23 protein-coding genes and 1 pseudogene are annotated in these 22,510 nt (G+C 57.4%); 6 read left to right on the forward strand and 18 right to left on the reverse strand.

The genetic code is table 11. The features are described from left to right. Positions 1–56: 56 nt before the first annotated feature. Positions 57–158 (reverse strand): annotated as a pseudogene (locus GW579_RS23925) (hypothetical protein); the annotation flags it as partial. Positions 159–382: 224 nt separating this feature from the next. Here GW579_RS23925 and yedA point away from each other — a divergent pair. Then, positions 383–1,300, forward strand: a complete 918-nt coding sequence (yedA, locus tag GW579_RS13935) for a drug/metabolite exporter YedA (protein ID WP_152325528.1) — start codon at positions 383–385, stop codon at positions 1,298–1,300. 5 nt (positions 1,301–1,305) lie between these two features. Here the strand turns inward: yedA and GW579_RS13940 are convergent, their stop codons facing one another. From GW579_RS13940 to GW579_RS13980, 9 genes are read right to left on the reverse strand one after another with little or no spacing between them, the layout of a single operon-like run. After that, a complete protein-coding gene (locus GW579_RS13940) occupies positions 1,306–1,842 on the reverse strand; it encodes a DUF3833 domain-containing protein (RefSeq protein ID WP_152325529.1) in 537 nt (178 codons plus the stop codon). A 22-nt stretch (positions 1,843–1,864) separates the two neighbouring features. Further along, positions 1,865–2,392, reverse strand: a complete 528-nt coding sequence (locus GW579_RS13945) for a chalcone isomerase family protein (RefSeq protein WP_152325530.1) — start codon at positions 2,390–2,392, stop codon at positions 1,865–1,867. After that, the gene (locus GW579_RS13950; RefSeq protein WP_165059556.1) at positions 2,392–2,886 is read right to left on the reverse strand and encodes a DUF2878 domain-containing protein; all 495 of its coding nucleotides are present in this window, start codon (positions 2,884–2,886) and stop codon (positions 2,392–2,394) included. The genes GW579_RS13945 and GW579_RS13950 overlap by 1 nt, the downstream gene beginning before the upstream one ends. Next, a complete protein-coding gene (locus GW579_RS13955; RefSeq protein ID WP_152325532.1) occupies positions 2,883–4,115 on the reverse strand; it encodes an SAM-dependent methyltransferase in 1,233 nt (410 codons plus the stop codon). The genes GW579_RS13950 and GW579_RS13955 overlap by 4 nt, the downstream gene beginning before the upstream one ends. A 2-nt stretch (positions 4,116–4,117) precedes the next feature. Then, positions 4,118–4,834, reverse strand: a complete 717-nt coding sequence (locus GW579_RS13960) for a DUF1365 domain-containing protein (protein WP_152325533.1) — start codon at positions 4,832–4,834, stop codon at positions 4,118–4,120. Then, the gene (locus GW579_RS13965) at positions 4,831–6,180 is read right to left on the reverse strand and encodes an FAD-dependent oxidoreductase (RefSeq protein ID WP_193333130.1); all 1,350 of its coding nucleotides are present in this window, start codon (positions 6,178–6,180) and stop codon (positions 4,831–4,833) included. Before GW579_RS13965 ends, GW579_RS13960 begins: the two co-directional genes overlap by 4 nt. 7 nt (positions 6,181–6,187) lie before the next feature. Then, on the reverse strand, positions 6,188–6,904 hold the full coding sequence (locus GW579_RS13970) for an SDR family NAD(P)-dependent oxidoreductase (RefSeq protein WP_165059558.1): 717 nt from the start codon (positions 6,902–6,904) through the stop codon (positions 6,188–6,190). After that, complete coding sequence (locus tag GW579_RS13975; RefSeq protein WP_165059559.1) at positions 6,904–7,356, reverse strand: nuclear transport factor 2 family protein; 453 nt, start codon at positions 7,354–7,356, stop codon at positions 6,904–6,906. Before GW579_RS13975 ends, GW579_RS13970 begins: the two co-directional genes overlap by 1 nt. Continuing rightward, entirely contained in the window at positions 7,356–8,210 is an 855-nt protein-coding gene (locus GW579_RS13980) for a MerR family transcriptional regulator (RefSeq protein ID WP_165059561.1), read from the reverse strand. Before GW579_RS13980 ends, GW579_RS13975 begins: the two co-directional genes overlap by 1 nt. Before the next feature lie 178 nt (positions 8,211–8,388). Between GW579_RS13980 and GW579_RS13985 the strand changes: the two genes are divergently transcribed. Beyond that, on the forward strand, positions 8,389–8,958 hold the full coding sequence (locus tag GW579_RS13985) for a helix-turn-helix domain-containing protein (RefSeq protein ID WP_152325538.1): 570 nt from the start codon (positions 8,389–8,391) through the stop codon (positions 8,956–8,958). Positions 8,959–8,982: 24 nt separating this feature from the next. Beyond that, positions 8,983–9,519 (forward strand): GNAT family N-acetyltransferase, encoded by a 537-nt coding sequence (locus GW579_RS13990; protein ID WP_165059563.1) that lies wholly within the window; start codon positions 8,983–8,985, stop codon positions 9,517–9,519. A gap of 589 nt (positions 9,520–10,108) precedes the next feature. Here the strand turns inward: GW579_RS13990 and GW579_RS13995 are convergent. Further along, entirely contained in the window at positions 10,109–11,104 is a 996-nt protein-coding gene (locus GW579_RS13995; protein WP_152326322.1) for an ABC transporter permease, read from the reverse strand. 11 nt (positions 11,105–11,115) lie between these two features. Next, positions 11,116–12,597: a sugar ABC transporter ATP-binding protein gene (locus tag GW579_RS14000; protein ID WP_152326323.1), complete on the reverse strand. Its 1,482-nt coding sequence runs from the start codon at positions 12,595–12,597 to the stop codon at positions 11,116–11,118. A gap of 294 nt (positions 12,598–12,891) precedes the next feature. Here GW579_RS14000 and GW579_RS14005 point away from each other — a divergent pair, with 294 nt between their 5' ends. From GW579_RS14005 to GW579_RS14015, 3 genes are read left to right on the forward strand one after another with little or no spacing between them, the layout of a single operon-like run. Next, entirely contained in the window at positions 12,892–13,584 is a 693-nt protein-coding gene (locus tag GW579_RS14005; protein WP_165059566.1) for a CDP-alcohol phosphatidyltransferase family protein, read from the forward strand. After that, positions 13,568–14,218 (forward strand): lysophospholipid acyltransferase family protein, encoded by a 651-nt coding sequence (locus tag GW579_RS14010; RefSeq protein WP_152325541.1) that lies wholly within the window; start codon positions 13,568–13,570, stop codon positions 14,216–14,218. Before GW579_RS14005 ends, GW579_RS14010 begins: the two co-directional genes overlap by 17 nt. Further along, positions 14,215–15,150: a phosphatidate cytidylyltransferase gene (locus GW579_RS14015; protein WP_152325542.1), complete on the forward strand. Its 936-nt coding sequence runs from the start codon at positions 14,215–14,217 to the stop codon at positions 15,148–15,150. Before GW579_RS14010 ends, GW579_RS14015 begins: the two co-directional genes overlap by 4 nt. Positions 15,151–16,002: 852 nt before the next feature. Here GW579_RS14015 and GW579_RS14020 read toward each other — a convergent pair. Genes GW579_RS14020 through GW579_RS14045 form a run of 6 tightly spaced genes read right to left on the reverse strand, consistent with a single transcriptional unit; the run spans position 16,003 to position 22,505 of the window. Then, positions 16,003–16,863 (reverse strand): VOC family protein, encoded by an 861-nt coding sequence (locus GW579_RS14020; RefSeq protein WP_165059568.1) that lies wholly within the window; start codon positions 16,861–16,863, stop codon positions 16,003–16,005. Beyond that, the gene (locus GW579_RS14025; protein ID WP_165059570.1) at positions 16,856–17,965 is read right to left on the reverse strand and encodes an alkylhydroperoxidase domain protein; all 1,110 of its coding nucleotides are present in this window, start codon (positions 17,963–17,965) and stop codon (positions 16,856–16,858) included. Before GW579_RS14025 ends, GW579_RS14020 begins: the two co-directional genes overlap by 8 nt. After that, positions 17,962–19,038 carry a putative FMN-dependent luciferase-like monooxygenase gene (locus tag GW579_RS14030; protein ID WP_152325545.1) on the reverse strand — a complete coding sequence of 359 codons (1,077 nt, stop codon included), beginning with the start codon at positions 19,036–19,038 and terminating at the stop codon, positions 17,962–17,964. Before GW579_RS14030 ends, GW579_RS14025 begins: the two co-directional genes overlap by 4 nt. Positions 19,039–19,069: 31 nt before the next feature. Then, a complete protein-coding gene (locus GW579_RS14035) occupies positions 19,070–20,689 on the reverse strand; it encodes a dipeptide ABC transporter ATP-binding protein (RefSeq protein WP_165059571.1) in 1,620 nt (539 codons plus the stop codon). After that, positions 20,686–21,549, reverse strand: coding sequence for an ABC transporter permease (locus tag GW579_RS14040; protein ID WP_165059573.1), 864 nt, complete (start codon positions 21,547–21,549; stop codon positions 20,686–20,688). Before GW579_RS14040 ends, GW579_RS14035 begins: the two co-directional genes overlap by 4 nt. Then, positions 21,546–22,505, reverse strand: coding sequence for an ABC transporter permease (locus GW579_RS14045; protein WP_101077266.1), 960 nt, complete (start codon positions 22,503–22,505; stop codon positions 21,546–21,548). The genes GW579_RS14040 and GW579_RS14045 overlap by 4 nt, the downstream gene beginning before the upstream one ends. Between the last annotated feature and the right edge of the window lie 5 nt (positions 22,506–22,510).

A 22,510-nucleotide genomic window follows, 5' to 3' on the forward strand; every position in this document is an offset into this window, starting at 1 on the left:
GACGGCGCCGGAACTACGGAAGGGGCGTCGCTATCGCTGACCGGTTTGGCGTCGTCCTGAATCACCACCGCATAACCCGCGACCATCACGCCACCAATTGCGCCAATTGCCATCAGGCCGAACAGTGCGATAAATAATTTTTTGCCTAGCGAATTCATGTGCAGTACCTCGGAAATTTGAACGACGAATTATAAATTGTTTACCTCCTCCTGCAACACACTATTCATGCGCTAATTACGTTAACCGCCAATGCCTCTCATTTTTTGTCATATGCAGAAACTTTTTAGCAACATTTTGACGCGATCGCACAGATTCCCTTGCCGGTAATCGGGCCAATAGCGTTAACTGTTTGCCTTTATTATCACGCTAATAAGTTATTCCTATGACCGCCTCTGTGACCCGTTCCCTGCTGCCATTAATCGCAGCACTGTTTGCGTTGTATTTTATCTGGGGTTCTACCTATTTCGTGATCCGCGTGGGCGTGGAAAGCTGGCCGCCGCTGATGATGGCCGGGCTGCGTTTCTTTGTTGCCGGATGCATTATGTTCACCTTTTTGCTGCTGCGCGGGCATAAAGTCCCGACGCTGAAACAGTGGATGGCCGCCGGTGCGGTGGGCATCTTGCTGCTCTCCGTCGGTAACGGTCTGGTGACTGTCGCCGAACATATGCAGGTGCCGTCGGGCATTGCCGCGGTGATGGTCGCTACGGTTCCGCTGTTTACGCTGTGCTTCAGCCGTCTGTGGGGAATGCCCAACAGCCGTCTGGAATGGACCGGCGTGGCGATCGGCCTGTTTGGTATTGTGCTGCTCAATACCGGCAGCAATCTGGAAGGAAACCCGTGGGGCGCGGCGCTGATCCTGCTGGCCTCGCTGAGCTGGGCGTTTGGTTCGGTGTGGAGTTCGCGCCTGACCCTTCCGGTTGGCCTGATGGCCGGTGCGGCAGAAATGATTATTGCGGGTGTGGTATTGCTGGTTGCCAGCCGACTCACCGGTGAACATCTGTCGGCCGCGCCGACGCTCAGTGGCTTTCTGGCGCTGGGCTATCTGGTGGTTTTCGGCTCGATGATTGCTATCAGCGCCTATATGTTTTTGCTGAAAACCGTGCGTCCCGCCGTCGCCACCAGTTATGCCTATGTGAACCCGATAGTCGCGGTTTTGCTGGGTATCGGCTTCGCCGGTGAATCCCTTTCGCCGGTCGAATGGGTAGCGTTAGGCGTAATTCTTTGCGCCGTTCTGCTGGTGACGCTGGGCAAATTCGTCTTCGGCCGCCGCAAAACGGTGATTAAAGAGGTGAAGATTTAACACCCTCACTTCTTCTCAAAGAACAGCGTCACACGCGCCACTTCGACGCCGAATTTTCTCAGCGATGTGACGTTAAACAGATGCTGTTCGTCCTGCTGATAAATCCAGTCGTCGAAGGTCAGGCGGTACGTGCTGCCGCCTGATTTAACGTCCATCACATATTTCCAGTTGAACGCATTTCCGGCCGATTGCCCGGTCGCGGTGCCGATAATGTCACCCGCCGTACCGGTATAACGGCCATCTGCGAGTTTCCGGATGTGCCAGACGCGGGTCTGTTTCTCGCCGTCGTCATACACAAAATCCTCGTGCAGCGTCAGCGTATCCGCCACCACGTCACCCTGAATTTTGGCGGTAAAACGCCGGGTCTGTTTATGGCTGTAATCCTGCACCATGCCGTATGCCACGGTATCACCGGCAAAATAGGTGAAGATATCCAGCGCTGGCTGCGCTTGCGCATAATCTTTGATACTGGCACTGCAACTGGTCAGCAGCAGCGCGCAGGCCGCCAGAAGTGGAAGAAGCATTTTGCGCAGGGCAGTCATAAAACCTCCGGTCGGATGAACATTAATCGGACGCCGTCGCGCCGATGAGCTTGCTGCGTAAATCAGGATATTGCGTGGCGGGTGAAAGCCAGATGGCCAGGAATGCGTCGCGAAACGCCGGGTTGAACGGTTCGCCGATGGGTTGAATCAGCACGCTGTTGGGCGCGCGGCTGTAAAACTGGCCACCGTTCTCATCAGCCAGAAAAACGATTTCGCTGCCGTTACTGACGTCCGGCCAGATTTTTTCAACGCGGTTCAGCCAGTCATTTTTCCGCGCCTGTTCCAGCAGTCCGAGTGCCTGCCATTGCTCTTCCGTGGCTTTGGTCAGTTCCTCGCGATCAATGCTGCGCAGATAGTCGATCACTAACGCCTGTGGCCATTTTTGCGCCTGATAATGGCCTTCCGGCGTCAGCAGCTGTGAGTTGTAAACTTCAAACGGTCCCCAGTTCAGCGTGGCGCGTCCCACCTGCCGCCAGTGATCCCACGGTGTGGCGGCGATAGCAGAGAATGAAAACAGCAGCGGTATTGCCAGCAGTAAAAAACGTTTCATCAGGTTCTCCGTGTGTTACGGAACAATACCGGCAGACTGACCAGCGGCAGGAAAACCGCCCATCCGGCGGCGAGCGCCAGCCAGACGTAAACCGGTGCGGCGATGAGCTGCATGGCGCCGAGCTGCATACCGAGGAAATACGCCAGCGGCCCGCTGACCGCGCCGAGCGGGATCAGCCAGTACCACGCAAGGCGTATTACGCCAAGCAGCCACAGCCACCACGCGCTGAACCCCAGCCAGAGCGCCATCATCCACGGCGGAACAGCCTGCGAATCTGTAAATTCCAACAGACCAAAAATACACCACAGCGAATCAAGCATGATGCCCAGCGTGCAAACGACCGCCACCCATAAACGTCGATGCGAAGGCGTAAACGCCAGCATCAGAAAACTGCTGATCAGCAGAAAAAAGATAAACTGGTCGCGTCCCCAGACTGCCAGTGTCCACCAGACATCAAAGCCCAGCGTCAGCAGCCAGAACCGCCACGATTTCATCCGCGTCGCTCGGCGATAAGCTGTACGGTGCTGATGGTGCGGGCGCGGAATCCGGCCTCGCAGTAGCACAGGTAAAACAGCCACAGGCGGCGGAAATGTTCGTCCTGAACGCCGTCCGGTTGAGCATTCCAGTAACGCTGTACCCGTTCGCGCCATTCGTGCAGCGTGCGGGCGTAATCAAAACCGATGTCGAACAAGTCGCGCACCACCAGGCCGGTATAACGGGTCATCGTTTCATTCATGGCGGTGATAGACGGCAGAAAACCGCCGGGAAAAACGTAGCGCTGAATAAAATCGACTTTGCGGCTGTACGTCGCGTAACGCTGATCGGCAATGGTGATTGCCTGGATCGCCAGCCGTCCCTGTGGTTTCAGCAGGGCATTGCAGCGTTTGAAGAAGGTGGAAAGGTAGCGTTTCCCGACGGCTTCGATCATTTCGATGGAAACCAGCTTGTCGTACTGGCCGTCGAGCGAGCGGTAATCTTCAAATAACACCGTCACGCGGTCGCTCAGCCCGGCATTCGCAATGCGTTGGCTGGCGTAGCGGAACTGCTCGCGGGAAATAGTGGTGGTCGTCACTTTGCAGCCGTATTCACGGGCGGCAAACTCTGCCATCGCGCCCCAGCCGGTACCGATTTCCAGCAGATGATCGCCCGCATGCAGTTGCAGTTGTTCGCACAAGCGGCGCATTTTGGCTTCCTGCGCCTGTTCCAGCGACATCTGCGGTGTCTGATACCAGGCAGATGAATAGAGCATTTGCTCATCCAGAAAGCCCTGATAAAAATCGTTACCGAGATCGTAATGCGCGGAGATATTTTTGCGCGCCTGCGTCGGGCTGTTGCGGCGGAATAAGTGAATCAGCCTGTTCAGCGGCGTGCTCAGCCAGCTCAGCCGCGCTTCGATTTTATCCACCAGCTTCATGTTTTCGGCCAGCAGTTGCAGAACCGCCGTCAGATTGGGCGTCGTCCAGTCGCCATCAATAAAACTTTCGCCCGCCGCGATGCTTCCTCCGAGCAAAACCCGCCGGTAAGCCCGCAGATTGTGAACTTCAATTTCGCCCTGCAAAGGGGCTGTCGCGTCGCCAAAAAAGACCGCATCTTCACCCGGTTCACGCAGCGTTAACCCGGCGCCATTCAGATTTTTTAATACGCCGAGAATCAGTGCGCGTGCAGCCTTGCTGCGCCGGTTCATCGCCCCTTCGCGGGCGAATTGCACTTCGGGTTGGCTCATGGTCAGTCCTTATCAACGGGAGGATGAGAATAAACAGGTGCCCGTTTCAGCCACAGTTTTACCGCCTGCCAGTAAATCGTCAGGGCGGTTTTCGCGGTCATGAGAGGCAGCCGCCATAATTGCTGGCGCAACGCGTCGCGGGTCAGCGGGCGGGCAGTCAGCGACAGGGCAGCATCGAATTCCCGTTCTTTACGGTGATTTTCGATAGTGATATGTAATTCTTTTCCCGGGGATGTCAGACGCCAGTGATAGACCATGTCCATCGGATTAAAAGGCGACACATGGAAGGCTTTCGGGACCGGCTGCGAACCGTCGGGCAGCACGGCGTAGGTGTGGCGTTCATTCCAAGGCGTGTTCCGCACCTCGGCCAGCATCCAGCGCAAAATTCCGGTCTTATCATAAAGGTAGTAGAAATTGACCGGATTGAAATAACAGCCGAAATAACATAACTGACAAAGCAACATTACCCGTCCGTCAGGGCGATCGCCGGTCAGTTCGGCAATTCTTTCCTGCGCTTTGGTTTTGATGTCTCCGCCGCCCAGATAATCTTTTCGGCGAAAGCTGGCCGGCGAAAAACGTTCCAGCTTTACGCCGAGTGCAGGCAGTTGTTCCAGCTCATCGAGATCAATCAGCGGCATGAAAATGTCGTAATCGAAACGGTGTTCGACCGGCGTAAACCGCCGGTGGCGCACGGTACCGACGTACAACGTGCTGTTCATGACGCCTCCCGTTCGGCCTGCCCGGCGGTGTCTTCGCGTTCAAGTTGCAGGGTCAGCTGTTCGGCCACGTCGCGGGCGCTGTTGACGCCGTCTTCATGGAAACCGTTGTACCAGTAAGCGCCGCAGAACCAGGTGCGGTTGACGCCGTTGATCCGGTAACGCTGCTGCTGCGCATGATGGCTGGCGACGTTCAGCACCGGATGCATATAGGTCGCGCGGAACAGGACTTTGCTGCCGTCAACCGGCGTGAGCGGATTGAGCGAAACGCAGAAGGTTTTCGGCGCGTCCAGCCCCTGCAAAATGTTCATGTTGTACGTCACGCTGGCACGGCGCGTGTTAGATGGATTGCCATCACGCATATCCCCGCGCAGCGCGTCACTAACGGTATTCGGCAACTGATAATTCCAGCTCGCCCAGGCACGTTTTTCACGCGGCAGCAGGCGGGTATCGGTATGCAGAATCACGTCGTTGGCCTGATAAGGCAGCTCACCGAGAATGTCGCGCTCATCGGCCGTGGCCTGTTCGCCCAAAATCGCCAGTGCTTCATCCGAATGGCAGGCGAAAATCACCTGATCGAAATGCGCTTCGCCCTGCGCGTAATGCACAACCACGCCGCAAGAAGAACGGATGACTTTAGTCACCGGAGCGTCCGTCAGTAGTTTCACACTGGCGGGTAACCGCGCCTGTAAGCGGCGGATATATTCACGCGAACCGCCCGGCACCACCCTCCATTGCGGACGATTTGTCACATCGAGCAGCCCGTGGTTATCAAAGAATCGCAGGAACATCGACAGCGGAAAATTCGCCATGTCGCCCAGCGAGGACGACCAGATCGCCGCGCCCATCGGCAACACATAATGCAGTGCGAAAAACGGCGAAAAGCCATTTTGATCGAGCAAATCGGCCAGTGTATCTTCGTCATTGTGTGGATTCAGCAGGCGCGCCTTGCAGAGTTTATTAAAGCGCAGGATCTCGAAAATGAAGCGCCAGAATTGCGGCCTGAACAGATTGCGGCGCTGGGCAAACAGGCTGTTGAGCGAATGCCCGTTATATTCAAGCTTGCTGGCCGGATTGCGCACGGAAAAACTCATTTCCGTCGGCTGGCCTTCAATGCCCAGCTCGCGCAAAAGGGCGATGAAATGCGGATACGTCCGCGAGTTGTAGACAATAAAACCGGTGTCGATGGCGTAGGCTTTGCCGTCTGAAATGACGTCCTGTGTGGCAGTATGCCCGCCTAACGTTGCCGACGATTCGAAAACCGTGATCTCGCAGCCGGGCTGGCTTTTCGCCAGCATCCACGCACAGCTCAGGCCCGAAATGCCGCTTCCCACGATCGCCACTTTTATTGTCATTTCATTTCACCATTTTCCGACATAACCATTTTTGCAGACTCACCGGCAGCAAAGATGCCACCCTGAGGAAACCGGCAAAAAGCGGCGGGAATGCAATTTCACTGGCACCGCGCGCCAGTTTTTTTCGAATGTGCTGAGAAGCCTGCGTGACGGTCACCATCATCGGCATCGGAAAATTGTTTCGCGCCGTCAGCGGTGTTTCCACAAATCCCGGCTGGATCAGCGAAATGTGAATCTGACGCGGAGCCAGATCGACGCTCAGTGAACGTGCGAAAAAGGCCAGCGCGGCTTTCGATGCGCCATACGCTTCACTGCGCGAAAAGGGCAAAAGCCAGGCGGTGGAACCGACGATCGCCACGCGACTTCCGGCTGCTAAACCCGGCAGCAGGGCGTCCAGGCAATTGACCGGGCCGATGAAATTGGCGTTCATCACGCGGGCAACTTTTTCGGCTTCCACCACGCCGTTATCCAGGTATTCACAGGTTCCGGCGCACAGAATCACTAAATCAGCCTGTACGTCGTGTAACGCCTGACGCGTGGCGGTCAAATCGGTGATATCAAAACACAGCGGAATAATCAGCGGACTGGCGGCTGCCGTACTGATCAGTTTTTCCAGGCTGCGACCGCACGCCGTCACTTCCCAGCCTTCGGCGGCGTAATCCTGTGCCAGCTGTTTTCCGATACCTGAACTGGCACCGGTAATCAGAACGCGGCGCATTATTTCAACCTGGCTTTGACTACGCGGACGGCGCCGCCGAGCACCGGCAGATGCTCATACAGCATCGCGCCGAGGTCGTAATAATCACGCTGATAAATGACGCGGTTATCGTGCAGGCGGATATGGCTCGCGCCGTGGAGAAACATCGGCTGGCCTTTTTTCAGGGCAGGATGGGAAAACTCCATCTGCCAGAACAGGGATGCTTCGTCGCCTTGCAACAGCGGGGGCTGAATTTCAAAGCGGCAATAATTCACTTTCCTGAGCAACTGCGAGAAATAGCGCTCGAGCGCGTCCACGCCGTCGTAATGCGAAACCGGATCGATAAACACCACATGCGGGTGATAGATGCGTGAAAGCTGCGGCAGCTGGCTCATCTCAAGCTGATGATAAAATTCGCAAAGCCGCGACAAAACGTCGGGAGCAATGGCGGGCTCAGGAAAATGTTTAATCATTATTTTTTTCCTTCTTTGCGCAAAGGCACCATCTGAAGAATGGTGTGACTTTCGTCATGCGGTAAAAGCGCCGGCTCAGACTCTGCGTGAGGTTCGTCTTCTCCGGCGCTGAGAATAACCGCCGAGCTGCCCAGAAGAATGATCGAAAGCCCTTGTTCCACCCAGTTCAGAAGGCGCTGGCGCTGGATCTGCGTGAGCTTGCCTTCCGACCACAACAATATTTGCGAGCCGCTGAGGTTTTCCAGATGTGGCTCATCCAGCGGAACCGGCAGGATTTCAACCTGCATACCTTCTTCGCAACGCACAATGGCTTCAAGCCACAGCTCGGTGCTGTCGGTGTGCCCCCAGCCGGTCAGCGTTGCCGGGGTTCCCGGCCGTTTACGTGCGGCATTCATACACATCACGGCGTGCTCGATGATCAGCCCGTCGAGCTGGCTGCGCATCATGAGCAGCCGTGAATCGCCGGAACTCAGGCGCTCACGCAACGGGCGCAAAATATTATTCACAAACGAGGCCGCCGGATATTCCCGCCCCAGTTCGATAATCAGCTGACGCACTTTGTTGCTGCGTCCGTCCTGAAGCGCGGTCAGAAGACGGTGTTCGCCCTGCGACCAGCCGCCGGGCAATGCCTCGACTTTGCCTTCCAGCAGGGATTTCACCTGGCCGACGGGAATGCCGCGATTGATCCAGCCCAGAATGGTGCGGATGGTGTCGAGATCATCATCGTTAAAGAGGCGGTGGCCGCCTTCGGTGCGCTGCGGTTTAAGCAAACCATAGCGGCGTTGCCATGCGCGAAGCGTGACCGGGTTGATACCACAAATTCGGGCGACTTCGCCGATGCTGTAAAGAGACATAGTTAAATCCAAAAATATTCATCCAACTTATCGTAACTCTAGCGCCTGATATGAAAGCTGTACAACTTTATTATTTTTGTACAACTTAGCTAATACTTTCTGCTTACATTATTTTAACTTGCGCATTTCTCAAATGAGAGATATTTTCCCTGTATTGAGAATTTTCAAGGGGAACGAAATGGAAGAAGGGCAGGACAGTCACGATCTGCGTCTGGCCGAACGGCTGGCAGAATTACGCGTCAGCCAGGGCTGGTCGCTGGAACAACTGGCGCAACGCACGGGCATCAGCCGGGCAACGCTTTCCCGCGTGGAGCGTGCAGAAACCAGCCCGACCGCGTCGCTGCTGGGCAAACTGAGTGCTGCGTACGGGCTGACCACCTCGCGTCTGCTGATGGCGCTGGAGGATAACCCGCCGGAGCTTATCCGCGCCGCGCAGCAGCCGGTGTGGCATGACCGCGAAACCGGTTTTGCGCGCCGTTCGGTTTCCCCGCCCGCACCGGGTTTTCGCGCCGAACTGATCTCCGGCACGTTAAAAGCCGGTGCCACGATTTCGTATGATTCCCCGCCGGTGGACGGCCTCGAGCAGCATATCTGGATGCTGGAAGGCATACTGGAGTTCACGCTCGCTTCACGCACTTACCGGCTTGAGGCCGGAGATTGCCTGCGTTTCCATCTTCACGGCACCTCGTCATTCCACGTTCCCGGCCCGGCGGATGCCCGCTACGCCATTGTGATTTCACGTCCTTAAATCTGACAGAACAGGAGCATCATTATGCAAAACGGCAGAGAAGTCGTGATAAGTGAAGTGCAGGGTGGCGTATTGCCGGAGGCGGATCTGGACGCGCTGGCAGAAACCCTGATGCAGTCGGTGGCGCTCGGCGCAAGCATCGGGTTCATTCTTCCGTTCGGGTTTGTGCAGGCGCAGGCGTTCTGGCAAAAATTATTGCCTGCTTTTGAGCGTGGCGAAAAGCGTCTTCTGGTCGCCCGCGAAGCCGGAAAAATCATCGGCACCGTCCAGCTGGTGGTCGATCAACCGGGCAACGGCCTCCATCGCGGCGACGTGGTGAAACTGATGGTCCATCCGGAAGGGCGCCGTAAAGGCGTGGCGAAAAAGCTGATGGATGCGGTGGAAGCGCTGGCGCGTGAAGAGAGCAAAACCCTGCTGGTGCTGGATACCGTTACGGGCAGTCCGGCGCAGACGCTTTATGAAAATCAGGGGTTTACGCTGAGCGGGATCATTCCGCAGTATGCAATGTCGACGGGAGGCGTGCTGGAGTCGACGAGTGTGATGTTTAAGGTACTCACATAAATACTTTAAAGCCAACTTCAACTTCAACTTCAACTTCAACTTCAACTTCAAATTCAAGGTCGTGGGCGTCGGCCCACACCGACTTGGGGGGCGGCCTATCGCCGCCACCCCCCAAGACCCCCCCGGGCTCTTTCACTGCGCGCTATCGCGGGCACGACGGACATGTTCTGGGGCATTAGCGAGTGGCGCAAAATGTCATCGCTTCGCGATTCCCGAATTTCAGGCTTCGAGCCTAAGGTCTCGAACCGTTCATTCGGTGCCATTTTTGATCACGCCAATACACTTTTCTAAAATGAAGAATAGTCTGCCTTTGAATTTAAGATCGTGTGGGCGATTCAGAAATCTTGCTGAACGGAGCGGCCTGGAGACCAGAGGCTCCAGGACCGAGAGAAGGAACCGCACAGCGGCAAGATTTCCAGCCTGTCGCTGCGGTAACTGAAACATAGCCAGCGAGCGGAGCGCGCAGTAATAAAACGCAGGATTCCAAAGGGTTTCGTTTAAAACCCTTTGGGCCCGTGTGGGCGGCGAGCCCACGACCTTGACCCAGGGTGTTGACCTTAAAAAAGCCGAAATATAGCAGCGGCCTCCGCTATCTCTTCTGAATGTACGTCAGCGCCAGCGCCACCGCCAACACCAGCCCTTTGATAATATCCATCGCGTAGTACGGCACCGACAGCATCACCAGCCCGTTTGACAGCACGCCCAGAATCACTGCGCCCAGCAAGGTTCCCAGCGCATTGGGCTTGCCGGAACCGGCCAGCGAGAAACCGATATACGCGGCGGCAACGGCGTCCATCAGATAACCGCCACCGGCATTCACCTGCGAAGAACCGATACGTGACGCCAGCAAAATGCCGCCTGCGCCCGCCAGAACCGAAGAAATCACGTACGCAATCACGCGGTAACGCGCGGTGCGGATCCCCGCGAGGCGCGCGGCCAGCGGGTTGCCGCCGATGGCGTACATACGGCGGCCATGTTTGGTCAGCGACATAAACAGTTGTACCGCAATGGTCACGACCGCCATCACGATCACAATCACCGGCACCTGACCGAGCAGGCTGAATACCGCGGGTACCGTGCCTTCGGCCATGTCGCCGCTTGGCAGAAGCATGTTCTCCGTGATGGAACCGCCGTAACTGTAGGTCATCGCCGCGCCCTGAATCACAAACAGGCTGGCGAGGGTGGCGAGCATGTCGGGGATTTTCAGGATAACAATCAGGAAGGCGTTAAACAGGCCCACCAGCGTACACAGCGCGAGCGTGATCAGAATCGCTTCGGTGGTGCCAAACCCGTGCCAGACGAACATCGAAATCACCAGCGCATTGGCGAGCGACGCCGTTGAACCGACCGACAAATCAAAGCCGCCGACCGAAAGTGAAATCGATACGCCGATGGCAATCACCGTCACGATGGCGATGGAACGCAGAATGTTGATGATGTTCGACGGTTCGAGGAAGTTGTCCGAGGCTACGCCAAAACCGGCGATCAGCAGCACAACGGTCAGCAACATGCCCCATTTATACAAAAATTCGAACAGCTGATGACGCCAGGGCTGACCCGCTGCCAATGTACTTTCTTTACTCACCACGGCTTTGCTCACGCGGGTGTTCCTCCGGTTGAATAGACTAATAAGGTTTCTTCGTCGACGTCTGCGGCGTCCAGTTCGGCCACGATGCGGCCATCCCATAACACCAGAATGCGGTCGCATAAACCGACCAGTTCGGCGAACTCACCGGAAGCATAAATAATGCCTTTTCCCTGTTGCGCCAGGCCGTCAATCAGCCTGAACACGTCCGTTTTGGCCTTGATGTCCACGCCTTTGGTCGGTTCGTCAAAAATCAACACCTGACTCTCACTGCGCAGCCATTTTCCGATAGCCACTTTTTGCTGGTTACCACCGGAAAGCCTCGCCAGCTTCTGCATCGGCCCGGAAGCGCGAATGCCTAAACGGCTGATAATGTCTTTCGCCCACGACAGCGACTGGCGTTTACTGAAAATACTCCAGCGCGAAAACGAATCGTCAGCGGTGACGCTGAGGTTCATCGGGATATTTTCATCAATGAAAATCCCTTCCTTGCGCCGTTCTTCCGGCACTAATGCCAGACCCTGTTCGACGGAAAGATGCGGTTCTTTCGGCTTCCACGGTTTGCCGTTCAGCTCACCGCTTTCGACCTGGCTGGGCGTCGCGCCAAACAACGCTTTGCACAGCTCGGTTTTCCCGGCACCGGCCAGCCCGGCAATGCCGAGGATCTCACCGCGATGCAATCGCAGTGAAATATCACGCAGTTTGTCTTTGTCGTGCATGCCGTGAATGCGCAGCAGCGTTTCGCCGCTGTGCGGCGGACGGCGTGGCGGATAAATATCATCGAGCTGATGGCCGATCATTTTCTCGATTATCTGCTCGTTGCTCAGGCCGTCCATGCTGTCATCGCTGACCAGACGGCCGTCGCGCAGCACCGTCATGCGGTCGCAGATTTCGCGCAGTTCATGAATGCGGTGGGAGATAAAGACCACCGCCATGCCCGCGTCTTTCAGTTTACGCACCAGTGCAAACAGACGGGCGCTTTCCGCCTGATCGAGCGGGGCGGTCGGTTCATCGAGGATCAGGAAACGGCATTTATGTGACAACGCGCGCGCCAGCAAAATCAGCTGTTTCTCGGCCAGCGTGCAGTTTTCGATACGGGCTTTCAGGCTGATGTTGAGGCCAAGCTGTTCGGTCAGCCGCTGCGCCTGACGGTATAAACGCGGCCAGTTATGCAAATGTCCGGGCTCGGAAAGCCGGTCCAGCATGATGTTTTCGGCGACATTCAGCGTCGGCACCAGCGCGACATCCACTTCCTGCTGGACCAGATGAATGCCGTGAGCGCGCGCGTGGTGCGGGAGTTTAATGTTCACCGGCTCGCCGTCGATGGTGATCTGCCCGGTGTAATGATCGTGCGTGCCGGAAAGCACAGCCATCAGCGTCGATTTTCCGGCGCCGTTCGCACCGACCAGCGCATGGACGGATCCGCCTTCCAGCGTAAAATCTACCTGGCGAAGCGCGGGAAAACCGGCAAATGAAATCGAGATGTTGCGCATCTCAAGACGGGAAGCGGTCACTGGACGTTGGCCTTCTAAACGGGGGATGTGGAGCTTCAGACGTTTAGCCGTCTAAAATGCGGTGTAGCAGAGTTTTAACATATTGTGTGATTTAATCAACCAATTAAAAGATCTAAGGAATGCTCAAACCGGCATAAGCGGCCAGGAACGTCTCAGGGTGAGGGCTGAACAAAAACATTTCACCGCGCAGGCAACTTCACTATTATCTGGATGCCTTACAAAGGCTTATAGAAATCAGGGTCATCAGTTTTCAGTAATAAAGGGATATTATTTATGGACTTAGATCTCAAGGGCCGGCGGCCGATCGCCACCCGGGATAAACGTTGGGCCAAAAACAGCGCGGTCTGGTTAAAGAATAAAGGCATTACGCCGAATCAGATTTCCGTGGCCAGCATGGGTTTTGCGCTGGTGTCCGGGCTGTGTTTTCTGCTGGCATTTTATTGTGAAACGGCTTTCGGGCGTGGATTTCTTCTCCTGCTGGCGGCGCTGATGATTCAGGGGCGGCTCATCTGTAACCTGCTCGACGGCATGGTGGCGGTGGAAGGCGGCATGGCCAGCCCGGCGGGACCCGTTTACAACGAATTACCGGATCGTGTTTCCGATACGCTGATTCTGGCGGGCGTCGGTTATGGTCTGGTGGCGATGCCGGAGGCCGTCACGCTGGGCTGGATTGCGGCGCTGCTGGCGCTGATGACGGCGTATTTGCGTCTGCTGGGCGGAACCTGCGGGCTGAAACAGCAATTTCTCGGGCCGATGGCAAAACAGCACCGCATGGCGATTCTGTGTGCGGGCGCGGTGATTGCGATTTTCCTGCCGTCGCAGTGGGGGCAACTCCTGCTGCTGAGTTGTCTGGTGATCATTACGCTCGGCGCACTGGTGACCTGCTGGCGTCGCGGTTCACGTATTTTGCGTGAACTGCATGAAAAGGCCGGAACTGAGGGAGATAACGATGGAACCTCGCACTAAATTACCGCTGGATGGCCGGCTGGTGGCCGGTTTTCTGGTACGGCTTTGCCGCCTGCTGACCGGCGTCCGCGCCCGCTGGCTGGCACCTTTACCTGAAAAACAGGCCCGCATTTACTACGCCAATCACTCCAGCCATCTCGACGGTATGGTGATTTGGGCCAGCCTGCCCGGTCATCTGCGTCCTCAGGTTCGTCCGGTTGCGGCGGCTGATTACTGGCTCTCTTCCAAATTGCGCCGTTACATTGCGCGTCGTGTGTTTAACGCGGTGTTGATCAAACGGCGTCCTGCTGAAAAGCAGTCTGAACAGCCGAACAATGCGCTGGAACTGATGAACGACCCTCTGAAAAAAGGCCAGTCGCTGATTATTTTCCCGGAGGGCACCCGTGGTAACGGCGAGGAAATCTCGGCGTTCAAAAGCGGGATCTGGCATCTCGCGAAAATGAATCCGGATGTCGAACTGGTGCCTGTTTATCTCGAAAACCTCAACCGTGTGCTGCCGAAAGGCTCCCGTCTGGTGGTGCCCATTCTGTGTTCGGCAACGTTTGGCGAACCGGTTGAAAGTATCCGGGAAGGGGAAGAGAAAGCGGAATTTCTGCTTCGTGCGCGGGCTGCTCTGGAGACACTGGCACCATGAATTTTCAGGATAAATCGTTAGTTTATTTACTGTGCGGATTGTTCGGTCTGCTGCTGATTGCCAGCATTCTGGGCTATCTGATCGCGCTGGTGAAAGGTAATACGCCGGTCGTCGCCAACCTCAATGCCCGCATCCGCGCCTGGTGGATGATGTGTATTTTATCGGTGATGGCAATGTGGTTCGGCCCGGTCGGCTCGACGCTGCTGTTTGCCGTGATGTCGTTTCTGGCCTTGCGCGAATGCATCACACTGACGCCCACCCGGCGCGGTGACCACGAAGCGCTGTTCTGGTGTTTCTTCATTATGCTGCCGCTGCAATATTTGCTGGTCGGCGAACGCTGGTACGGCACGTTTGCGATCTTCATTCCGGTCTACGCGTTTCTGTTTATCCCAACCCGCATGGCACTGGCCGGAGACACGGTCAACTTCCTCGAACGCAGCGCGAAAATTCAGTGGAGCATGATGCTGGCGGTGTACTGCATCAGCCACGCGCCTGCCTTGCTGATGCTGAACATTCCCGGCTATGAAAACCAGAACATCAAATTGCTGCTGTTTCTGATGATTGTGGTGCAGATTTCCGATGTGTTGCAGTACGTGTTCGGCAAGCTTTTCGGCAAACGCCCGATTGCGCCGCGTCTGAGCCCGAACAAAACCCTTGAAGGCTTTGCCGGCGGGATCCTCAGCGCCACGCTGGTCGGGACGTTGCTGTGGTGGATCACCCCGTTCGCACCGTGGCAGGCCGCACTGATTTCGCTGGTCATCACCTTACTCGGCTTCGCCGGGGGCTTGTGTATGTCGGCGATTAAGCGCGATCGCGGCGTGAAGGATTTCGGCGCGATGATCGAGGGGCACGGTGGGATGATGGATCGCATTGATTCGTTGTGCTTTGCAGCACCGGTGTTTTTTCACCTGATCAGGTTTTATTTCACCTGAAGGGGAGGGATTTGGGCTCGCCGCCTAAACACTGCGAGACCTTGGGTTGCCACCCAAACCCGCAAGACCTTGGGTTGCCACCCAAAACCGCAAGACCTTGGGCTCGCCGCCCAAACACTTCAAGACCTTGGGTTGCCACCCAAACCGGCCTCAAGGGTGGTCTATCGCCACCACCCTTGAGAATCCCGGGCTCTTTAACTGCGCGCTGCCGCTCGCTGGCTATGTTTCAGGTGCCGCAGTTATTGCCGCGAAAACTTGCCGCTGCGCGGTTCCCTTACTCGGTTTCGAGCCACAGGTCTCGAAACTCTTCGCACGGCAAGCTTTCTGAAAGCGGCTGGGGGCTTATCTAAATTCAACGGCATTCTGTTTTCTTACTTAACTTTTGGTAAAACCGTCTGCTTATTTTTTTGATGACAATCAGCGGTGAGGTTGCGAATTAGAAAACTGCGGCCGCTTTCAAAACGACGTTGAGTGAGAGGTGAGAAACGGCGAGGTTTTTTTCCGAGCAGGTTCGAACCCTAAGCGAAAGTACCGCGCAGCGGCGGCGTTTGCGGCACTAGCCGGAGTTGCTGAAACATAGCCAGCGAGCGGCAGCGCGCAGTTGAAAAGCGCGGGTGTCCAGAGGGCGCGCGCGTTAACGCGCCCTTTGGGCCAGTTTGGGCGGCGAGCCCAAGGTCTTGCGGGTTTGGGTGGCAACCCAAGGTTTTGCAGTTTTGAGCGGCAACCCAAGGTTTTGCAGTTTTGAACGGCAACCCAAGGTTTTGCAGTTTTGAACGGCAACCCAAGGTTTTGCAGTTTTGAACGGCAACCCAAGGTTTTGCGGGTTTGGGCGGCGAGCCCACGACCTGGAATTTATTCTTCGCTAAAACTAACCGCCACTCCCAGCGAATCCGCAGCGCGAACCAAAACCCGGCTGGTTAAGTCATTAAACGAGATTTCCCCCACGCGCAGGCTATTGCGCACCGCATCCAGCGACCGGGTCGCAAATTCCAACCCGACCATCCGCGCACTCCCGTTTTCCCCCTCCGGTACGGTCCCAAACTCGGCCTGCGCCTGTTGTGGCGTCACAAACCGGACGGTTGCGCGACCGGCGCGTAATGTCACGCCTTCAGCGCTAGTCTGCAAGGCTTCTGTGCCGAACAGTTCGCCGTACACTTTCGCGGCGGCCTGGGGGGAGGCGGCGGAAATCACAAAACCGGTGATGTCCGCGACGCCGTTCGGGTGGTTTTGCCACTCGGTGCGCCACACCAGTTCCGGGGTCAGGTGCTGGCAAAAGAAACTGCGGCCATTGGGCACGCGGTCGGCGGCCAGCGGGACCGTGCGGAACCGGGCATTGGGCGAGGTGCCGTCGTTAAGCGCCACGGGGCGAAAGAATTCTGCCGGTGCTGAACCCGCGATGTTTTGCTGTTGCAGATGATCAAACACGGCGTTCGAATTCTGCGTTTTCCACACCAGACCGGTGAGGCCGAGCGGAGCCTGCCAGAGATCTTTACGCGTATGCGCATTGCCCGGTTCGAAGCCGAGCAGTTCCAGATAGTTTTCGCCGAAAATCGCCAGATGATTGCTGGAACCGAGCGAGTGATGGCCTCGCGGTGTGAGCTGGAAACCGAGACGACGGAACTGCTGCTCGGCACCGTTAAGCTGTTCGGCGACGTTAATCACTACGTGATCGAGCTGCGGAACCGGGCGTTGAGAAGTCTGTGAATCAGTCATTAAACGGTTCTCCCAGCGTTAACATCAGGCGGTTTGCCCAGGCGAAGAACGCCGCAGACTGCGCCAGATCGACGATTTCCAGTTCGTTCAAACCCTGATCGCGCAGTGCCTTAATGTGTTCCGGCGAGGCGACCGGCGGCGTGGCGGAGAGCGCGGCGGCGAAATCAATTTCGGCCTGCCAGCGCGGGGATTGTTCCTTGCTGAGAATGCCGCCCGGCGGGGTGTCGATCAGCCGCTGAACGTCTTCGGTTTGTTTGGAAAGCTGGCTGGCCTTACGCGAATGCACCGACGCACAGTAAATACAGCCGTTGATTTTGCTCGCTACGGTGGCCGCCAGTTCACGCTCTTTGCGCAGCAGGCCGCCGGAGGTGTAGAAAATGCCTTTGTCGGTCAGCGTACGTTGTTCAAGCACCGGCAGGTTACGGCCTAAAAGGCGGAAATAGTCGGAATCGGTATGACCGAATTTCGCCAGAATCGCCTGCTGGGCTTCATCAAATTCCTCCAGCTTTTTGGACGGGATCCACGGTTCCCAGCCAAGCTCTTCCTGCGTGAATGCCTGCGGTGCATCGCGGCCGCTGTGGGTATTCGGTTCAGTGCGCCAGAACGCGGCGCCGACCGGTTTATTGCTGGCGTTTTCCACCGGTTTGCCGCCAATCAGACGGTAGCTGCGCAGCGCGCGGCTCTGGAAACTGACGAAAGCAATCAGCTGCGAAATCGTGACGATGGCATCCACCGACCAGCCCGCTTTTTTCAGTGCCTGTAAATGTGCAGGCGTGGCGCTGGCGGGTTTGAAGCTCAGGCGTTCGCCGTGAGTCAGCGCGGCGTCGAGACGGGCGGTTTCGTCGATATCCGGCAAATCCTGCAAACGCTCAGAATAGTGATTGGTGAGCTGTGAATCGCCGTGCCAGCGCGCGACGTTTTGCGCTAAACGCAGACGCTCGGCAAGCGTGAAATCCACGCCGTCCTGTTCGGTAAACAGCGCATCGTAGCTGCCTTGCGCGTGGCGGGTCGCAGCGTCGCGGGTGTCGCGTGCCTGTTTCAGTTCAGAAGACGGCGCGATTTCAGCCAGTTTTTCCAGCAGATCAGTCGAATAAGTGGTCATAAGTTGTCCTGTGTAAATGCAGCCTTTGAGAGCGTAGGGTCGGCGGAAGAGGTGGAAACACGGCGCTGCGGCGTGCGGCGAACCCAGCCAAGGGCTGGCGCGACGTGACGCGCAATCAGTTCAATGGAACGCAAAATGTAAGGATGCGGCGGATCGATAGAATGCACCTGAAACGCCAGATCGGTGACGCGGGCCAGAGCGGTGTCGGCCTGTAGCGTGGCGGTGACCTGCTCCGCGGTGCCAAGATGCACGTCGAAGGTGCGGATGTAATCATCCAGCGTATCGCCGTTCACAATCTGTCCGCCGGCACGGTGATTTTCGGCCTGACGGCGTAAACCTTTTTGCGCCAGTTCGCGGGCTTCGTCGCCGTTTTCGGTCACAAATGCCGTGCGTGAGCCCATGATGCGCGGCGCAACGCCGTCCGGCAGCGCGTCGAGATAGGCATCGATAATCGGGTTTTGCAATTCGTCGAGACGCAGGTCTGGCGCATTCGCCGGGCGTGGCTGGGTGCGCGAAAGCATCAGCCCGTCGCCGGATTTACCGGCACGTGCGCCGCCGTCAACCGAGAATGTGGCCTGCCAGACGCGTTTTTCCAGATGCGGTGCCGCCGGATACAACCGGTTATCGGTGCCCGCCAGCGGTTCGCCGCGCCAGGCGGTCAGCAGGGTTTGCAGATTATGGCTAAACACCGCACCGCGCTCGCTGCTTTCAAAGCCGAACGGCAGAAATGACGACGGCGTGCCGCCGGAACCCAGCCCGATTTCAAGCCGTCCGCCGGAGAGTAAATCCAGCACGGCGGTGTCTTCTGCCACGCGCAGCGCATTTTCCATCGGCAGCGTAATCACGCCGGTGCCGAGACGGATAAAGCGGGTATGCGCCGCGACCTGAGCAAGGAAGACCAGTGGTGCGGGCAGGCCGCCTTCGGCTTCGTGAAAATGGTGCTGCGCGACCCACGCGGAGTCGAAACCCAGCTGCTCGGCGTGAATAATTTGCTCGGTCGCCAGCCGGTAACGTTCCTGCGCGCTGGTGTTATCCAGAAGTCGGGTGAAAAACCCAAGACGTTTGCTGCTCATAATGTCCCTCTTTTCTTTTTCATGTGCTGACTCAGGCGGCGCGGTGCCGGCCGGGGATCGCATCAATCAGCTGCCGTGTGTAATCGCTGGAAGGCAGCGCAAACACGTCTTCCACGCTGCCGGAATCCACCTGTTGCCCGCGGTTGAGCACCGAGACGCTGTGGGAGATTTGCCGGACGGTCGCCAGATCATGCGAGATAAATAAATAGGTCAGGCCGAGTGAATCCTGTAGCTCCCGGAGCAGGGTCAGGATTTGCGCCTGTACGGTGACGTCGAGCGCCGAGGTCGCTTCGTCGAGTACCAGTACTTTTGGTTCGAGGATCAGCGCCCGCGCAATCGCCACGCGCTGACGCTGGCCGCCGGAAAGCTCACGCGGTTTGCGGCCCAGCAGTTCTTCCGGCAGCGCCACACGGCGGGCGATATCCAGAACGCGCTCACGGCGTACGGCTGACGGGATTTTTTCGAAGTTCAGCAGCGGTTCTTCAATCACGCTGAACAAGGTCTGCGACGGATCCAGCGAGGCGAACGGGTTCTGATAGACCAGCTGAATTTTACGGCGTACCTGACGCAGCGCTTCGCCTTTGAGGCGCGTGATGTCTTCGCCGTCGATCAATACGCGGCCGCTGTCCGGTTTCTGAAAACCGAGCAGAATGCGCGCCAGCGTGGTTTTACCCGAGCCGGATTCGCCGACCAGAGAATGCGTGGTGCCGCGCGGAATGCTGAACGAAACGTTATCAACGGCGCGGAATGCCGCCTGATGTTTACCGCCCAGGGAGAAATCATGGGTGACATTTTCGACCAACAGCACCGGTTCGGCGACGGCGGCAATATGCGCGCGGTGTCGGCCGGAAAGGGCAGGAACGTCGGCAAACAGCTGGCGGGTGTAATCGCTTTTCGGCGCGTTCAGCACTTCCGCCGTCACGCCCTGTTCCTGCACCTGGCCGTGGCGGAACACCAGTAAACGGTCGGCGCGTTCGGCGGCAATCGCCAGATCGTGCGTGACCAGCAAAACGGCGGTGCCGGATTCGCGGCGCAAATCGTCAATCAAATCCAGAATGCGTTTTTGCACCGTGACGTCGAGTGCGCTGGTCGGTTCGTCGGCAATGATCAGCGCCGGTTGCAGCGCTATGGCAATCGCAATCAGCACACGCTGTTTCATGCCACCGGAAAGCTCGTGCGGATACTGTTTCGCGCGCTGTTCCGGGTGCGTAAGGCCGACGCGGGTCAGCAGTTCCACCACGCGTGCGTCGCGCTGAATACGCGGCAGACGCTGGTGGATATCCAGAATTTCGGCAACCTGCGAACCGATAGTTTTCACCGGATCCAGAGAACTGGTCGGGTCCTGCGGGATCAGGCTGATGCGTGCGCCGCGCAGGGCATCAAGGCGGCGCTGCGACCACTGGCTGATGTCGGTGCCGTTCAGGCGGATTTCGCCCTGTTCGATATGACCGTTCTCCGCCAGCAGGCCGATGATCGACTGCGCGGTAGTGGTTTTACCGGAACCGGATTCGCCCACCAGTGCCAGCACTTCTCCGGCGTTAATGGAAAATGAGACGTTGTGGACGACAGCTTTGCCGTCGTAGGCAATCGTCAGATTATCCAGCTCAAGAACGGGTGCGGCGTGGTTATTCAAAATTGCCTGTGTGCTCATCGCGTTCTCCTGCGAAATGACTGGCTGATGCGGTTGGCGGAAAGCACCACCAGCACCACGACGATGCCGGGGAAGGTGGTCAGCCACCAGGCGGTTGAAATGTAGTTACGGCCTTCGGCAATCAGTAAACCCCATTCCGGCGTTGGCGGCGGTGTGCCGTAACCGAGGAAACTCAGGGTGGAAATCGCCAGAATCGCACTGCCAAATTGCAATGCCGAGAAGGCGATGACCGAGGTCAGCGAGTTCGGCAGAATGTGCCGCCAGAGGATCGAGAAGAAGGTGCCGCCGCTGCCATAGGCCGCTTCGACGTAATCGCTGTGGCGCACCAATACCACTTCGGCGCGGGCGAGGCGGGCGAAGTTGGCGACGGAGGTGACCCCGACGGCAATCGCCGCGTGAACCGTGCCGAAGCCGAGCAAAATGATGACGCTTAGCGACAACAGCAGGCCGGGAATCGACAGCAACACGTCGTTGATGCGCATGACAATTGCATCAACAATGCCGCCGCTGGCACCGGCTGCCAGCCCTAATGCGGTGCCGAACACCAGCCCGAGCGCCACGGCGACCAGTGCGCCGGAGAGTGAATGCGACGCGCCGTAAACGATGCGGGCGTACACATCGCGGCCGAGCTGATCGGTGCCCAGCCAGTGACCGGCCTGCGGAGCCAGACGCTGTGCGCCCGCGATGCCTTCGGTGCCGCTGTAACCGGTAAACCAGCCGGGCGCGACCGCCCATAAAATCACGGTCGCGATCACCAGCCAGGCGATGATCAGCCCCGGTTGTAAACGGGCCGGTTTCCAGCGGCGGCGCTGTGTGGCGGGCAGGGAAAGAGTGCTTTTACCCAGCGGTAAGCTGCTCATGCGGTGGCTCCCTTTGAGTTTTTCGAAGCGTTAGCTTTAAGACGCGGATCAAGCAGCGGATAAAGCAAATCAACCAGTAAATTGATGCCGACAAAAGCGGCGGCGGAAATCACCACAATCGCCTGTAAAACCGCGACGTCCTGATTGTTCACCGCCTGCTGCGTCAGTTGCCCGAGGCCGTTCAGGCCAAATACCGTTTCGGTGATCAGCGCCCCGGCGATCAGTTCGCCAAACAGCAAACCGGCGATAGTTAGCACCGGAAGCAGGGCGTTGCGCGCCACATGACGCCACAGCACGCCGCTGCGGCTGGCCCCCTTGGCGCGGGCGACGGCGACGAACGGCTGGGTCTGCACCTGATCAATGCTGCGGATAAGAATTTGCGCCAGCGGTGCGGAAATCGGCACGGCCAGCGTCACCACCGGTAAAATCAGCCCGACCCATTCCCCCGGATTGATCACCGGGATCCAGCGCAAATGGAAAGAGAAAAACTGAATCAGAGCGATGCCGAGCCAGAAGGTCGGAATGGAAATAAACAGCGACGGCACCGACTGCAACAGGTTTTTCAGCCAGCCGAAATGCAGCAGGCTGGAGATAAACGCCAGCGCAAAGGCCACCACGGCGGCCAGTGCGAAGCCCATCAGCGCCAGCCGCAAGGTCGGCGGAAAGTTGCTGCTGAGTAATTCAGTGACCGGTACGCCAGCCTGAATCGAATAGCCCAGATCCCCGCGCAGGAAATTCCCCAGCGTATGCAGATATTGCTGCACCAGCGGCACATCCGCGCCGTAGGCCGCGCGCATATCCGCGATTTGCGCCGGGCTCAGCCCCATGTCCGGGTTCTGGAATTTAATCAGAATGGCATCGCCAGGCAGCACTTGCAGGAGAATGAAAGAGACGGTAAACGCCGCCCACAACACCAACAAAGCCTGCCCGAACCGGCCGCTAACGTATCGGTTCATGATTC

Source organism: Rahnella contaminans (assembly GCF_011065485.1).
In the GTDB taxonomy this organism is placed as follows: domain Bacteria; phylum Pseudomonadota; class Gammaproteobacteria; order Enterobacterales; family Enterobacteriaceae; genus Rahnella; species Rahnella contaminans.